Annotated in this window: 11 protein-coding genes; all 11 read left to right on the top strand. The window is 72.4% G+C overall.

Going from position 1 to position 15,473, the window contains the following annotated elements:
* The first annotated feature begins 155 nt into the window (after positions 1 to 155).
* On the top strand, positions 156 to 4,145 hold the full coding sequence (locus tag ACOJVX_RS23150; protein WP_026419494.1) for a type VII secretion protein EccC: 3,990 nt from the start codon (positions 156 to 158) through the stop codon (positions 4,143 to 4,145).
* A gap of 264 nt (positions 4,146 to 4,409) precedes the next feature.
* Positions 4,410 to 6,323 carry a type VII secretion-associated protein gene (locus tag ACOJVX_RS23145; protein ID WP_026419493.1) on the top strand — a complete coding sequence of 638 codons (1,914 nt, stop codon included), beginning with the start codon at positions 4,410 to 4,412 and terminating at the stop codon, positions 6,321 to 6,323.
* Positions 6,324 to 6,388: 65 nt separating this feature from the next.
* Positions 6,389 to 6,766 (top strand): hypothetical protein, encoded by a 378-nt coding sequence (locus ACOJVX_RS23140; protein WP_418155105.1) that lies wholly within the window; start codon positions 6,389 to 6,391, stop codon positions 6,764 to 6,766.
* Positions 6,767 to 6,900: 134 nt separating this feature from the next.
* Complete coding sequence (locus ACOJVX_RS23135; RefSeq protein WP_035273667.1) at positions 6,901 to 7,212, top strand: WXG100 family type VII secretion target; 312 nt, start codon at positions 6,901 to 6,903, stop codon at positions 7,210 to 7,212.
* 71 nt (positions 7,213 to 7,283) lie between these two features.
* On the top strand, positions 7,284 to 7,571 hold the full coding sequence (locus ACOJVX_RS23130) for a WXG100 family type VII secretion target (RefSeq protein WP_026419491.1): 288 nt from the start codon (positions 7,284 to 7,286) through the stop codon (positions 7,569 to 7,571).
* 683 nt (positions 7,572 to 8,254) lie between these two features.
* A complete protein-coding gene (rplM, locus tag ACOJVX_RS23125) occupies positions 8,255 to 8,698 on the top strand; it encodes a 50S ribosomal protein L13 (protein WP_026419490.1) in 444 nt (147 codons plus the stop codon).
* An 89-nt stretch (positions 8,699 to 8,787) separates the two neighbouring features.
* Entirely contained in the window at positions 8,788 to 9,231 is a 444-nt protein-coding gene (rpsI, locus tag ACOJVX_RS23120; RefSeq protein WP_372493019.1) for a 30S ribosomal protein S9, read from the top strand.
* A 180-nt stretch (positions 9,232 to 9,411) separates the two neighbouring features.
* Entirely contained in the window at positions 9,412 to 10,749 is a 1,338-nt protein-coding gene (glmM, locus tag ACOJVX_RS23115; protein ID WP_026419488.1) for a phosphoglucosamine mutase, read from the top strand.
* 576 nt (positions 10,750 to 11,325) lie between these two features.
* Positions 11,326 to 11,640 (top strand): hypothetical protein, encoded by a 315-nt coding sequence (locus tag ACOJVX_RS23110; protein WP_155886199.1) that lies wholly within the window; start codon positions 11,326 to 11,328, stop codon positions 11,638 to 11,640.
* Positions 11,637 to 14,834: a WXG100 family type VII secretion target gene (locus tag ACOJVX_RS23105; protein ID WP_337662261.1), complete on the top strand. Its 3,198-nt coding sequence runs from the start codon at positions 11,637 to 11,639 to the stop codon at positions 14,832 to 14,834. The genes ACOJVX_RS23110 and ACOJVX_RS23105 overlap by 4 nt, the downstream gene beginning before the upstream one ends.
* A 46-nt stretch (positions 14,835 to 14,880) precedes the next feature.
* Positions 14,881 to 15,387, top strand: coding sequence for a hypothetical protein (locus ACOJVX_RS23100; protein WP_030104454.1), 507 nt, complete (start codon positions 14,881 to 14,883; stop codon positions 15,385 to 15,387).
* Positions 15,388 to 15,473 lie beyond the last annotated feature (86 nt).

Genomic DNA, 15,473 nt, shown 5'->3' with positions numbered 1-15,473 from the left:
TCCGTGGGTTTGGCGTAACCGAACCAGAACGTCGGCCGGAATGCCTCGGGAACGGGAAAATCAGCGGACTCCCCCGGACCCGAGCGTGAACCGCCACCGCGTCGCCGACGTCCGCCGACCGTCCCGTGATGTCGAGTGCGAGAGGTGCCTGTTCGGTGAGCACGCTGAAGTTCAAGCGGTCGCCGCGGCTGTCCGCCCCCCGGCCGCCCGGTGGTGAGGTGCATCTCGAACCACCGCCCGAGGTGCCGAGGCCGATACCCGGCAACATCATCCAGAAGCTGCTTCCGGTGATCATGATCGTGGCGTCGATCGGGATGATGGCGCTGATGTTCACCATGCGCCGCAACCCGATGATGCTCATGTTCGGCGGCATGTTCCTCATCTCGACCATCGGGATGATGGTCGGCGGTGGTGGCAAGGGCAACGCCCAGAAGAAGGCCGAGATGGACGAGGACCGCAAGGACTACCTGCGGTACCTCGGCCAGATGCGGGACCGGGCGCGCGAGGCCGTTGCCGAGCAGCGGGCCTCCCGCGAGTGGCACCACCCGGACCCGCAGGCCTTGTGGTCGATGGCCACCAGCCGCCGCATGTGGGAACGGCGGCAGAACGACTCCGACTTCTGCCACCTCCGGGTGGGCCGGGGTTCGCAGCGGCTCGACACCAGGTTGGTCCCGCCGCAGACCGGGCCGGTCGACGAGCTGGAGCCGTTGACCACCCTCGCGCTCCGCCGGTTCGTCCGGGCGCACTCGATCGTGCCCGACCTGCCCATCGTGATCGCGCTGCGGGGCTTCGCCGCGGTGGGGATCGAGGGGGAGGCCAAGCACGGCCGGGCGTTGGCACGGGCGATGATCTCCCAGCTCGCCACCTTCCACACCCCCGAGGACGTGCTCATCGCCGTCGTCACCTCGGGCCGGGCGAAGCAGGAGTGGGAGTGGGCCAAGTGGCTGCCCCACGTCCAGCACCCCACGATCAACGACGGCATCGGTTCGCTGCGGATGATGGCCGGCTCCCTCGGCCAGGTCGAGTCGTTCCTCGCCGACCACCTGCGGGACCGGCAGCGGTTCAGCCGGAACGCGCCGCCGCAGCCGGACCAGCCGCACATCGTCATCGTCATCGACGAGGGCGAGGTCACCCGTGAGGAGTACATCCTCATGGAGGAGGGGCTGATGGGCGTCACGCTCCTCGACCTCTCCAACTCCCTGGGCAAACTCACCGCGCGGCGGGGACTCCGCCTCGTCGTCGACGAGAAGCGGGTCGGCGCGCGGAGCGCGAGCGGGGTGGAGTGGTTCGGCTCGCCGGACGACCTGAGCCTCGCCGAGGCGGAGGCCCTGTCCCGCAAGCTGTCCCCCTACCGGCTCGGCGCGGCCTCGCAGGAGCAGAGCGAGGAGGAGCCGCTGCTGTCCAACCCGGGCGTGCTGGAGATGGCCGGTATCGCCGGCGACGAGATGACCTTCGACGTCCAGGAGGCCTGGCGACCCCGTCCCGTCCGCGACCGCTACAAGGTCGCCTTCGGTGTCGGGGAGCATGGCCAGCTCGTCGAGCTGGACATCAAGGAGGCCGCCGTCGGCGGGATGGGCCCGCACGGGCTGTGCATCGGCGCGACCGGGTCCGGCAAGTCGGAGTTCCTGCGGACCCTGGTGCTCGGCCTGCTGGCCACGCACTCGTCGACCGCGTTGAACATGATCCTCGTCGACTTCAAGGGCGGCGCGACGTTCCTCGGCCTGGACAAGGCCCCCCACGTCGCCGCGACGATCACCAACCTCTCCGGTGACCTCACGCTGGTGGACCGGATGAAGGACGCCATCTCCGGCGAGGTGTCCCGGCGGCAGGAGATCCTGGCCAAGGGGAACTTCAAGAACGTCTGGGACTACCAGAAGGCGCGGGAGAACGGGGCCGACCTCGACCCGCTCCCGGCGTTGTTCATCTGCATCGACGAGTTCTCCGAGATGCTGACCGCCAAACCGGACTTCATCGACATCTTCCTCCAGATCGGCCGGGTGGGCCGTTCGTTGCAGATCCACATGCTGCTGGCCTCGCAGCGGCTGGAGGAGGGCAAACTGCGCGGACTGGACACCTTCCTGTCCTACCGGATCGGTCTGAAGACGTTCTCCGCCTCGGAGTCCCGGGCCGCGATCGGCGTGCCCGACGCCTACGAGCTGCCGCCCGTGCCCGGCTCCGGGTACCTGAAGTTCGACACCACGAGCCTGGTCCGGTTCAAGGCCTCCTACGTCTCCGGCCCGTACCGGCCGGCCGGTGTCCAGGTCGGACCGACCTCGGCCCCGGTCACCGCCGACCGGCGGCCGAAGCTGTTCGTCCCGGACTACGTCGAGATCCCGAAGGAACCGGAGAAACCGGCCCAACCGGCTCCGGCCCAGAAGAAGAAGGAGGAGGAGGCCAACGAGCCCAGCGAGCTGGACGTGCTGATCAGCCGGCTCGTCGGCCAGGGGCCGCCCGCGCACGAGGTGTGGCTGCCGCCGCTGCGGGAGTCCTCCCCGCTCGACCTGCTCATGCCGCCGCTGGCGCCCGCCGAGGACCGGGGGCTCTCCCCAGCCGGCTTCTTCGCCAACGGTCGGCTCCAGGTGCCCATCGGCCTCGTCGACAAGCCCTTCGAACAGCGCAGGGACCTCCTCTGGGCGGACCTCGCCGGCGCGAAGGGGCATGCCGCGGTCGTGGGTGGCCCGCAGACCGGCAAGTCGATGGCGCTGCGGACGCTGATCATGTCGATGGCGTTGACCCACACCCCGGAGGAGGCCAACTTCTACTGCCTCGACTTCGGTGGTGGCACGTTGCAGAGCCTCTCCGGGCTGCCCCACGTCGGCGCGGTGGCGGCCAGGCGCGATCCCGACACCGTTCGACGGACCATCGCCGAGATCAGCGGGCTGATCGCGCAGCGGGAGGCCCTGTTCGGCAGGCTGGGTGTCGACTCGATGGCCGACTACCGGGTGCGCAAGCGCCGGGGCGAGGCCAAGGAGGACCCCTTCGGCGACGTCTTCCTGGTCATCGACGGCTGGCTCAACTTCAAGACGGAGTTCGAGCCGATGGAGAAGCAGGTCCAGAACCTCGCCGGGCAGGGCCTGAGCTACGGCGTGCACCTGGTGCTGACCGCCAACCGGTGGGCCGAGATCCGACCCGCGCTCAAGGACCTGCTCGGGACGCGGTTCGAACTCCGGCTCGGTGACCCGACGGAGTCCGAGGTGGACCGGCGGGTCGCGGTGAACGTGCCCCAGGGCGCGCCTGGGCGGGGCCTGTCCCCGGAGAAGCTGCACTTCCTCATCGGCCTCCCCAGGATCGACGGTTCGTCGAACTCGGAGGACATCGCCAACGGAGTGGGCGACGCGGTGGCGAAGGTGTCGGGCGCCTGGCGCGGCCCGCACGCACCCAAGGTGCGGTTGCTCCCGGAGCGGCTGCCGATCGAGCAGATGCCCCGCCTGGAGATGCCGGCCGGCAAGAAACTGGTCCCCATCGGCGTCGACGAGAACGAGCTCGCACCGGTCGCGTTGGACTTCGACTCCGATCCGCACTTCATGGCCTTCGGCGAGCGCGAGTCGGGCAAGACCAACCTGCTGCGCACGATCATCGAGGGCATCACGAAGGTCTACACGCCGCGTGAGGCGCTGATCCTGCTGGTCGACTACCGGCGCACGATGCTCGGTTTCCTCCAGACACCGCACCTGCTGGAGTACGCGGTGTCGGCGAACCAGCTGAAGGGCTACGTCGGCGACATCAAGAACTCGCTGGCCAAGCGGATGCCCGGCCCGAACGTGACGCAGGAGGAACTGCGGAACCGGTCCTGGTGGAAGGGACCCGACCTGTTCGTCATCGTCGACGACTACGAGTTGGTGGCCCCGCAGGGGGCGAACCCCCTCCAGCCGCTCGCCGAGTTCATCCCCCAGGCCAAGGACGTCGGTCTGCACGTGATCACCGCCAGGAACATCGCCGGCGGCTCGCGGTCCTCCTTCGAGCCGGTGATCGGCAAGATGAAGGAGGTGTCGACGCCGGGCATCATCATGAGCGGGCCCAAGGAGGAGGCGAACATCCTCGGCAACATCAAGCCGACCGCGATGCCACCTGGTCGGGGCACCGTCGTCAGCCGGCGGGTCGGCCAGCAGCTGATGCAGATCGCGTGGCTGGAGCCGAACTTCTGACGAATCGTCACGGCTCCTCGTCGAGCGGGGGAGGGGGCTGTCGAGTGGGACGGCCCCCTCCCGCGCGTCCGGGCGCGCCCCTCGCCGTGCGGTCACCGCGTCGGACCGGGACCAGCGGTGTCGCGGGCTCCCCCGGAACGGTGGCTACCCTGACTGCCAAGAAGGTCGGGAGGCGGTCGGTATCGCCTGTCGTGGCCGGGTGCCCCGGACCGACGGGTGGGCCGGTGCCGGCGGCCGGCGGGGTCCGGTTTGAGGGGCGTTGACGTGAGCTTGCGCGTGGCGGTCGACTTCGGGACGTCCAGCACCTGCGTGGTCGCCTCGGTCGACGGGCGTGAGCCGCAGGTCGTCGTGGTCGACGGACAGCCCCTGATGCCCTCCGCCGTCTTCGCGGCCGAGGACGGGACCCTCTTCGTGGGCGCCGAGGCGGAGCGGCAGGCCGCGATCGACCCCGCCCGCTACGAGCCTTACCCGAAACGGCGGGTCGACGAGGGCGAGCTGCTGCTCGGCACCACGGTGCTGCCGGTGTCGAACGTGGTCCACGCCGTCCTCCGGCGGGCGGTGGACGAGGCCAGGCACCTCGCGGACCGCGCCGTCGTCGACCTCCTCGTGCTCACCCACCCCGCCGAATGGGGCGCGACGCGAACCCGGCTGCTGCGGCAGGCCGCGCACGGCCTGGCCCGCGAGTTCGTCCTGGTGCCCGAACCGGTGGCGGCGGCGGTCTTCCACAGCACCCTCCAGGCGGAGCAGGCGGCGGCGGACGGACCCGCCGAACCGGTCGCGGTCCTCGACCTCGGTGGGGGGACGGTCGACGTCAGCGTGGTCCGCCGCGCCGGAACGGGTTTCGAGGTGCTGGCGACGCGCGGCAACCCCGGATTCGGCGGTGCCGACATCGACCAGGCGCTGCTCGACCACGTGGGTGGAACCGCCTCGGCGGTCGACCCGGCCGGGTGGCAGGAGTTGACCGGAGGACGTGACCTCCCCGACCGCCGCCGTCGACGGGTGCTGTTCCAGGACGTGCGGGGCGCCAAGGAGACGTTGTCCCGCCACAGCTACACCGACATCCCGCTCCCGCCGCCGTTCGCCGACGCGCTCGTCACCAGGAGCGACCTGGAGGCGCTCATCCACGACAGGATCGCGGAGGCGGCGGACCTGGTGGGCCGGGCGGCCCGGGACGCCGGAGTGGAGCCTGGCCGACTCGGCGCCGTCTTCCTGGTCGGCGGTTCGAGCCGCATCCCGCTCGTGGCGCGACTGGTGCACGAGCGGGTGGGAGTGGTGCCCACCACCCTCGACCAGCCCGAGACTGTGGTGGCGAGGGGCGCCCTGCGGGCGGTGGCCCTCGACCCGGAGCGGACCAGCGGGGTCGCCGCCGTCCGGGCACCCTCGGGAACCCCGGCCCGGGGGCTCCGGGGTCCGGTCGCGGCACCCGTGCCTCCGGCGGTCCGCTCGGGGAGCGGCACGCCTCCACCGGGTTTCCCGCCCGCCGGGCCCCCCGTCGCGGCGCCCCCGGGGCACTACGGCCCGCCCGGCCCCGCCCCGCTCGCCGGCGGTCCGTTCCCGCCGCGTGGTGGCGGTCCGGTGGTCGGCCCCCCACCCCATCCCGCGCACGGTCCGCCGCCGGTGGGGAAGGGTCGCGGGCGGCGGGACCAACGCCGGTGGTGGCTCCTCGGCGGTGCTCTCGTCGCTGCCCTCGCGGTCGCGGCGGCGCTGGTGGTCTTCGTCCTCCCCCGGAGCGACCGGGAGATCGCGCTCTACGACTACCGCTTCGCCTACCCGGCCGACTGGGAGCAGAGCGGCGGCGACGCCGCCCAGCGCAAGGTCCAGATCAGACCGGAGGGCGCGGCCGAGGACACGGACCTGGTCGTCGTGCAGGAATGGCGGCTGGACTACGACAGCGACGCCGACCGGGAGCGGGCGGCGAGCGAGCTGCGTCAGAGCTACGAGGAGCGGAACGGGTCGGTCGGTGGTTCCACCTTCGCCGGTTTCGACGTGGACGCGGAGTACGCCGGCCGGGACGTCGTCTACTACCGGCAGGACCGGGCGGACGGGCGGACCGTGGACTGGTACCACCTGTTCGACGGCAGGCTCCAGGTCGCGGTCGGCTGCCAGTACACGCCCCAGGGGGCCGAGCGGGTGGCCCAGGCCTGCGAGCGCGTGGTGGACAGCCTCCGGATCGGTTAGCCGGCGGCCCGCTCGGCCGGTGCCCGCGAGCGGCCCGACGATCCGGTGACAAGCGAGGGAGGACCATGAGTCAGGCAGCGGACGCGCTCACCCGTCTCCGGCAGCAGGTGGCCGGAGCGGTGACCAGGGGGGCTCGCGCGGCGGCCGAGGCGAGGGAACGGACGGCGGGTTTCCGCGAGTCGACCCGGGCGCTCGCCGAGCAGGCACGCGAACGTCCACAGCGGACCGGGCGCGGCGACCTCACCGACGGCGAACTGAGCCGGGAGTCGACGGCCTTCCGCACCGCCGCCGGCCTCCCGGTGGCCGAGTTCCCGTCCGAGGAGGACCCCCGCCCCGCCGGGACGGCGGGCCCCGAGGCGCGGGACGAAGCGTTCCCGCGACGGGGGGCCGATGTGGACGACGGCGACGACGAGGACTTTTCGCAACAGCGAATCCTGTGTTGACCTGCGAGAACACGGGGTCGCGTTAACGGCAGCAACTACTTGGGGGAACTTCGGGACAAAGGGGAACCGCTGCTGGCAGGGTTTGCGTCGCATGAACGTTCCATCGGATTGATCCTGAAGGGGGACTCCTCCAGATGAGCAGCTACGAGGTCACGCCGGAAGAGATGGCGCAGGCCGCTCACGACGTCTTCAACACCAACGACGAGATCCAGGGCGTGCTCAGCAGCCTCCAGAGCACCTGCGGCAACGTCGCCGGCTTCTGGTCGGGTGGTGCGGCCACCGCGTTCCAGAACCTCATGGAGCGGCTGGACCAGGGCGGCCAGAAGGTCAACGAGGCGCTGCGGGAGATCGGCGACCAGCTCAAGGGCTCGGGCGAGGAGTACGCGCGCCTGGAAGAGGAAGAGGCCGCCTCGATGAGCTCCATCGACAGCCGCCTGAACTTCTGAGCCGTCACGGCGCTTGAGTTCTTCCGTACCGACGTCTTTTCCCCGACCCGAGAACTGAGAGGGCACTCGCCATGAGCGGGATCAAGGTTACGTTCGCCGAAATCCAGAACGCCTCCGCGGAGGTGACCAGCGCGGGCAACCAGCTCGAGGAGACGCAGAACGCGCTCAAGAGCCGGCTGGCCCCGATCGAGTCGAGCTGGTCCGGTGAGGCCATGGACGCGTGGCACGCGTCGCAGGCCAAGTGGGACCAGGGTGCCGAGGAGATCCGCACCACCATCGCCGCGATCGGCACCGCGCTGAGCCAGGCCGCCGACAACTACCAGGCTGGTGAGAAGGCGAACGCCGCGCGCTTCGCCTGATCGGCCGTCCAGCCGTGTGTGGCCCCGGAGCTCCGGCCCCGGGGCCACGGGTGTGTCCGGGGCGAGGAGGCGGGCCGGGTGCTCGCCGCCGCTCCGCGTGCCGCCTCCCGGCCCGGGCTGGGTCCGCGACCAGGTGCCGTCGGGGGAGGGACCCGTCCCCCGGCGACCCCGTCGGTGGCGCCTCCGCCCCCTCCCGCCGCACCGCGCCGCCGTCGAGGGGGACCGGGCGGCGCCCCCTGCGCGCCGCCCGGTGGGCGGGTGCGCCGATGTGTTCCTCGTCATGCCCCTCCGGAGGGGGTGGGCGTTCGTGCCGTCCCCACCAGCGCCTCGCCGCAGCTCAACGAGCCGAATCCGCCGTGGCCACCCACCCGGGTGAGACACCTCCGCCCGGGGATGCGATGATGTCGGAAGCCAGGTCGCGGAACCCTTCGGCGGTCCTGGCGGGAGTTGCGCGGTGGACCTGCGGATCGGGTCCGCGGCCAGTACCGGGGTCCTGGTGAGGACCCGTTTTGACCCTTCCAGGCAGCGGCGGGTATGTTCTTCCGTTGTTGTGCGGTGTCCGGTGCGGGCTGCTACCCGCGTCCCTCGGTGCAGGACCCTGAATCACGGGCTGACCAGTCGAGGGCGACCGCCGCAGTAACATCCCGCAGCCAACCCGATGCGAACGACGACGAGGTAATCCTGTGCGCACGTACAGCCCGAAGCCCGGCGAGGTGGAGCGCGCCTGGCATGTGATCGATGCCGAGGATGTCGTGCTCGGCAGGCTCGCCACCCAGGCAGCCACCCTGCTGCGCGGCAAGCACAAGCCGATCTACGCCCCGCACATGGACACCGGCGACTTCGTTGTCGTCGTCAACGCCGAGAAGGTGGCGCTGACCGGCCACAAGCGCGACCAGAGCTTCGTGTACCGCCACAGCGGCCACCCTGGTGGTCTGCGCAAGCGCTCCTTCGGCGAGATGCTGGAGAAGCAGCCGGAGCGTCTCCTGGAGAAGTCCATCAAGGGCATGCTCCCGAAGAACCGGTTGGGCCGGGCGATGGCCCGCAAGCTCAAGGTGTACGCGGGCCCGCAGCACCCGCACGCTGCGCAGCAGCCGCAGCCCTTCCAGATCGGCAAGGTGGAGAAGTGACGACGGCGAACGAGCACCCCGAGAACGAGCTGGCCCCGGAGGTCGAGGTCCCGGTCGAGGACCAGGACCAGGCTCTGGCTGACTTCGACGTGGCCGTGGACGACGAGCCGGAGGCCTACGACGAGGTGGCTGCTGCGCCGCTCGTGGCTGGCCCGGTGCAGACCGTCGGCCGCCGCAAGGAGGCCGTGGTTCGCGTGCGCCTGGTGCCCGGCACCGGCGGTTTCACCCTCAACGGCAAGAGCCTCGAGCAGTACTTCCCGAACAAGGTCCACCAGCAGATCATCAAGGAACCGCTGGTGACGGCCGACAAGGTCGAGTCCTTCGACATCTTCGGCAACCTGCGTGGCGGTGGCCCCTCCGGCCAGGCCGGGGCGCTGCGCCTCGCCATCGCGCGTGCCCTCGTCGAGGCCGACGCGGACGACCGCCCGGCCCTGAAGAAGGCCGGCTTCCTGACCCGGGACGCCCGGGCCAAGGAGCGGAAGAAGTACGGCCTGAAGAAGGCCCGCAAGGCTCCGCAGTACAGCAAGCGCTGACCTCGACCCGGTCAGCTCAACGCGCGGGAGCGGCTGTGCGTCCTCACACTGAGAACGCCGGCTGCTCCCGTCGCTGTTTCCGGAGGTCCCCCGGCCGACCGGACGCAGGGTCGGCGGAGCTCGGTCCCGTGGCGGGCCGAGGCGCGAGGACGGTCTCAGCAGCAGAAAGGTGCATCGACCATGGGCCGTTTGTTCGGGACCGACGGGCTGCGTGGCCTGGCCAACGCGGAACTCTCCCCGGAGCTGGCCATGTCCTTGGCGGTGGCGGCGGCCGACGTCCTGTTCGAGCAGGCTGAGGGTGCCCGCCCCACGGCGGTGCTGGGTCGTGACCCGAGGGCGAGCGGCGAGATGCTGGAGGCGGCCGTGGCCGCCGGCCTCGCCTCGGCCGGCGCCGACGTGCTGCGGGTCGGTGTCCTGCCCACCCCGGCCGTCGCGCACCTGGTCTCCGACCTGGGCGCCAGCTGCGGGGTGATGATCTCCGCCTCCCACAACCCCATGCCGGACAACGGCATCAAGCTCTTCGCCGCCGGTGGCGCGAAGCTCCCCGACGAGGTCGAGGACCGGATCGCGGCCAGGATGGCGGAGGGCGGCGGTGACCGTCCCGTCGGCGACCGGATCGGTCGGATCCAGGACGTGCCGGGAGCGCTGGACCGCTACCTCGACCACCTGCTGCTGGCCACGCCGCAGCGGCTGGAGGGCCTGCGGGTCGTGGTGGACTGCGCGCACGGTGCCGCCTCCACGGTGGCGCCCGAGGTGTACGAACGGGCCGGCGCCGAGGTGATCGCGGTGAACGCGGACCCCGACGGCCTGAACATCAACGACGGGTGCGGCTCGACCCACATCGAGGTGGTGCGGGACGCCGTGCTCGAGTACGGCGCGGACCTGGGCATCGCCCACGACGGTGACGCCGATCGCTGCCTGGCGGTGGACGCCGACGGCCAGGTCGTCGACGGCGACCAGATCATGGCCATCCTGGCCGTGGCGATGGGCGAGTCCGGTGAGCTCGTCGACAACGTGCTGGTCACGACGGTCATGAGCAACCTCGGCCTGCACCTGGCGATGCGGGAGCAGGGCATCGACGTCCGCACCACGGCCGTCGGCGACCGCTACGTACTGGCCGAGCTGCGGGCGGGCGGCTACGCCCTGGGAGGCGAGCAGTCCGGGCACGTCGTGCTCCCGGCCCACGCGACCACGGGCGACGGTCTGCTGACGGCCCTCCGGCTGATGGCCAGGGTGGTGGCGACCGGACAACCGCTGTCGAAGCTGGCCGGCGTGATGCGTCGGCTGCCCCAGGTGCTGGTCAACGTGCCGGTGGGGGACAAGGCGACGGTCGCGGCCTCCTCCTCCGTCGCCGAGGCCGTCGCCGAGGTCCAGCGCGAGCTCGGCGAGACGGGGCGGGTGCTGCTCCGCCCCTCCGGCACCGAGCAGTTGGTGCGGGTGATGGTGGAGGCACCCAGCCACGAGACCGCCGAGGAGGCGGCCCACCGGCTCGCGGGCGTCGTCGCCGCCGCCGGCTGACCCGGTCCGCCGGGCCCGGCACCGCTGAGTCCGTGCCGGGTCGGACGAGGTGGTCCCCTGCTCGGCCCGAGCACGCCGGCGTGACGAGCCGGTCCCGCGACGGGCGGCCTGAACCTCGGCGCGCCACTCCGGCGGCCGGGTCGCCCCGCCCCCGCGCCCCACCGGCCCGAGCGCGGTCGTTCGCTACCGCGAGCCTGGACGTCGTTGCGGGTCGTCCGAGGGAGCGTGCCAGCGCCCGGCAGGCCCTTCGGGCTCCGGATCGACCGGGCCCGGTCGCCGGGCGGCCCTCGTCCACGACGCCACCCCGAGCTGCCACGGGCATTCGCGGCCCTCCGGGCGCCGCTCCGCCTGGCGCGGCGGTCGAGGCGAGCGAACTCCCTGGTGGTGGCCACCGGCGCCGGTGAGGCTCACGCGGTGTTCACACCTGCAAGGAGTAGCGGTAAGTCCACCCTGTGGTGCTGATCGGTCTGACACGATCGGGAACCAGGGAATGTTCACGCGCGTCGCACGTCACGCGGTGGTGCCGGACACCGACAGCGAGGCAGCAGGGGCTCCGGCAGGAGACAGGGGAGGCTGGTGCCAGTGGCCGCGGGCTACGGGACCGATACGGAAGCGATGTCGCGGGCAGCGCGGGGGATCGAGAGCGCGGCTGACGACGCGGAGTCGGTGCTGGAGGACACCGGGCCGGCGCAGGCCAGCGGGTTCGGCGTGGTCCACGTCGACCCGCCGCAACCCTACGCGGAGGGAGTGGGCGTCCTCGCCGAGAGCGGGGCCGCCTTCGTCGGGGTGCTGCGCGCCTTCGCCATGAACATCTCCGCGTCCGCCGAGGGGTACGCCGCCGACGACGCCGCCAACACCTCCACCGTCACCAACGCCGGAGGCAACCTGTGAGCGGGAACCGCGACTGGGCCGAGACCAAGGCCATCCTCGACGACCCCAACGTCGACCACGAGACGAAGCAGCTGCTGCTCCGGTCCTACGTGGCCCATCGACAGGCCTACCCCGGTGCCGAGGACGTCTGCTACGCGAACGAGCCGGAGGAGCTGGACCGGTACCTCGCCGAGCACGACGTCAGCGGGTTTCCGCCCTGGTTCCTGGCCGACCAGCTCGACTCGGTGATGGACGAGGCCCGCAGGCAGCAGGACGACCGCGGATACCAGGAGCGACAGGCGCGGGAAGCCATCAGCGAGGGGCAGCGCGATCTCGACCGGATCACGCCTCCGGGGCAGGCTGGTGGGGTGGACACCTCGGACGAGGTGCTCGACCCCGGTGAGGCCGGCCTCCGCTTCTTCGACACCTTCGGGCAGCTCCTCGCGCAGTGCCCGGCCGACACCATCCCCTACAGCCTGCCGGGCGGGAACCCCTACCCGGAGATCCTGGAGCGCTACCGGGAGCAGAACGGCATCCAGTTCGGCAAGATGCGGGAGGACGCCGAACGGCTCTCCGCGTCCCAGGCGGCGGTGGACGACGCCCTGTCGACCGTGGACCGGAAGTTGGAGACCCTGTTCGGCACCTGGGACGGGGAGGCCGCCGACACCGCTCGCCAGCACCACGCCGACAAGATCAAACCGAACGGCGTCGAGCTGTCCGAGGCGCTCGGCGGAGGCGCCGAGCTGTTGACCACCTCGATGGACACGGTGCACGGCCTGGTCGTCGACAAGGCGCAGTACGCCCTGGACAGCCACACCGACACGATGGGCGAGGCCACCCACTGGATGGCCGAGAACATCATCACGATCGCGGCGAAGGACACCGATCGAATCACCGAGGACGAGGCCAAGGTCGTCGCCGGCTGGCTGGACCAGCAGACCGGTTCTGACATCAGCGGTACCTTCGGTGGTTGCAGCTGGGGGTACGAGGCGAAGGACTACACGCAGCGGGAGTGCCGGCGCTGGATCCGGGAGTCCTTCACCGCCGAGTACGAGACGCTCTACTCGAGCTTCCTGGAGTACTGCGACACGGTCCGGGACTCGGTCGATGACTCCTGGCGGGCCCTGACCGACTACCTGGCCGACTTCGAGAACCCGTTCCAGGACGTCGAGGCCATGCCCTTCACCCCGGACGGCTTCCCCGGCGGGGACGGGACGCCCGGCGACCCGGGAGGGATGCCCGGCGGGATGCCGCCCGGGGGGATGCCGGGCGGCGGGGGCGGCTCGGAGGGCGGCGGCATGCCGCCGATCCCGGAGATGCCCGGTGGTGGCGGAAGCCCACCGGACATGCCCGAGATGCCGGAACCACCGGAGATGCCGGAGATCCCCGAGGTGCCGGAGGACCCGCTGGGTCTGGAGGACGGGGCGCCGGATCCCGAGGACCCGCTGGGTTTCGGGGGCGGCATCTACCCGGAACCGGTGGAGGTGACCCCGGAGGAACCCGGCGGACGCGTCACCCTGCCCGAACCGAACGAGGGGCTCTCCCTCCAGCCGGGCGAGGACGGCACCGTGCACCTGGAGGTCGAGGGCGAGGACGGGCAGTCCACCGAGTACGTCGTCGACTTCGGGGACGACGGCACGCCCCAGCTCACCCCCCTGCCGGCCGAACTGGGCGATGAGGGTCGTCCCGAGGTCGAGAACCAGCCGTACGGCCCTGGCGGCCCGGGCACGACCCCGCCCGGCCAGCCCATCCCGTTGCGCCCAGGGCCGGACGGGGTGGCGACCATCGAGCACGGGGGCGGCACCGTCACGGTGGAACGGGTCGAGGGCGAGGACGGGCGCTTCGACGTCACGGTGGTGGGGCCCGACGGCTCCCGGGAGTCCTACGCGGTGCACTTCGACCCGAGCTCGTCGGATGGCGGTGCGGGCGGCGGCGCCGCCGGTACCTCCCTGCCGGGAGCACCGTCGCGACCGGGACCCGGTGAGGGCGGGGACGGCTTCCGGACGATGCCGGCGGAGGCGGAGTTCCGGACTCCGGGTGAGCCCGGCGAGGGGATGCGGACGATGCCGGCCGAAGGGGGACTTCGGGCACCGACCGCCGAAACCCTGCCCGCCTCCGCCCCGGGCTTCGGCGGTGCGGGTCAGTGGACCAGCCCCGACTCGGCTCCGGCCGCCGCGGCTCCCTGGGGGCCGGCCGACCAGGGGCACACCGGGGTGGGCACCGGTGCCGTTCCGGGTGCTCCGCCGGCCGGTGGTTTCGTCGGAGGACCGACCCCTGGCGGCCCACCTCCCTCCTTCGGCGGGGTGCCGGGGCACGACCCGTCGATCGGCAACCACCCGACACCGGGCGCGCCGCCCGGGGGCGGCTGGGGGCAGGAACCGGGACGCTTCGGCGGCGGACCCGCCCCCGCTGGCGGTGGTTGGGAGCCGGGCTCGCCGGGCGGCGGTTCCGGGCCGGGCGCGGTCTCCCCGGCGGGAGCCGGCGGCGGTTCCGCTCCCGGCGGCTGGGGACCAGGCCAGTACGGCCCACCGGGTGGCGGGTACGGCCCGCAGGAGGGCTTCGGCCCCGGTTCGGGCCCCGGCGGTCCGGGTGCTCCTGCCGGTGGTCCCCCTTCCGTCAGCCCGCAGGGACTGATGGGCGGGATGAGCGGTGGCCCCGCTGGTGGACCCGACGGGCCGTTCGCCTTCGGCCCCGGTTCGGATGGTGGTCACGGTTCGTGGGGGGCTCAGCCCCACCAGGCCGGCAACCAGCCCTGGCAGGGGCCGGGTTCGGACTCCTGGCAGCACGGGCAGGGCGACCAGTACCGGGGCGGCCTGCCCAACACCTCGACGCCGCAGGCGAGTGGGCCCGCCGGCGCCGGTTTCGCGGCCATGCCGGACGGTGGTCAACCGGGCCAGGCCGGGCAGACCGGCCAGCAGGGCGCGGGCCAGTTCGGCCCACAGGGCCAGCCTGGTTACGGCCAGCAGGCGCACGCCGCTGGCCCCTTCGGGCCGGCGGGCCAGGGCGGTGGCGGAGCCGGCGGCCAGGGCGGCGGGATGGGCATGATGGGCGGCGGCATGATGGGCGGCGGCGGTCAGGGGGGCCAGGGCGGCCAGGACCAGGAACGTGGGCCCAGCCAGTGGCGGGTCCAGCACCAGGACGTTTTCGACGCCAACGAGGCCGCGGAGAAGGCGAGCCGGATGCGGTCGCTGTTCGACGGGGAGGACAAGCGATGAACGACGGGGACCACCGTGTCGCGGTCGGTGGGAGCGGGGGAGCCGGATGAGCGCGGCGGAGCGGTTGGCGGCGGCCAAGGGCCGCCTGGCCGGGATCACGAAGGAGCACGGTGACCGGCGTGCCCTCCTCGAACGTCGGGTGACGGAGAGCCGGAAGAAGCTGCGGGAGCAGACCCAGCAGCGTTTCGCGCACGCGGCGGCCGTGGCCAAGCGGCTGCACGAGAGCGCGGTGCGGCGGAAGGAGGCCGGCGGCTGGGACACCTCCGCCGCGACCCAGCGGGGCGGTGGCGGGGAGTTCGCCTTCGGCCCGGAGGACGAGGAACCCACGTCGGACCAGTACGGCGGGGCGCCCGTCGGGCACCCGCCGGCGCGTCCGGCCGCCGAGCCGGCCCCGGCTCCGGAGCCCCGGCGGCCGGACGTCCCGGTCGCCGGCCCGGCCGCGCCGTCACCCGGTGCCCCCCGGCCAGGCCTGGGCGGGCCGCCCCTGACGTCCCGGCGGCGGCGTGACGACGACGAGGACGAGGACTACTCGGAGGGCGGCTGGCTGCACTGATCGGCCAGGCCGGGGCGCGCTGGTGTCCCGGCCGTCCCGCCGGGGCCGGGTCCCGGTCGTGCGGTGTCGGGACGTCGGGTGGCCGC

It is taken from the genome of Actinoalloteichus caeruleus, from assembly GCF_049311605.1.
Taxonomy (GTDB): domain Bacteria; phylum Actinomycetota; class Actinomycetes; order Mycobacteriales; family Pseudonocardiaceae; genus Actinoalloteichus_B; species Actinoalloteichus_B caeruleus.
This window is presented reverse-complemented; position numbering and strand designations above follow the sequence as displayed.

Bases quoted from the DNA above. Each gene is read 5' to 3' on its own strand.
- ACOJVX_RS23140 (WP_418155105.1), top strand. From the start codon at position 6,389: ATGAGTCAGGCAGCGGACGCGCTCACCCGTCTCCGGCAGCAGGTGGCC.
- ACOJVX_RS23135 (WP_035273667.1), top strand. From the start codon at position 6,901: ATGAGCAGCTACGAGGTCACGCCGGAAGAGATGGCGCAGGCCGCTCAC.
- ACOJVX_RS23130 (WP_026419491.1), top strand. From the start codon at position 7,284: ATGAGCGGGATCAAGGTTACGTTCGCCGAAATCCAGAACGCCTCCGCG.
- glmM (WP_026419488.1), top strand. From the start codon at position 9,412: ATGGGCCGTTTGTTCGGGACCGACGGGCTGCGTGGCCTGGCCAACGCG.
- ACOJVX_RS23100 (WP_030104454.1), top strand. From the start codon at position 14,881: ATGAGCGCGGCGGAGCGGTTGGCGGCGGCCAAGGGCCGCCTGGCCGGG.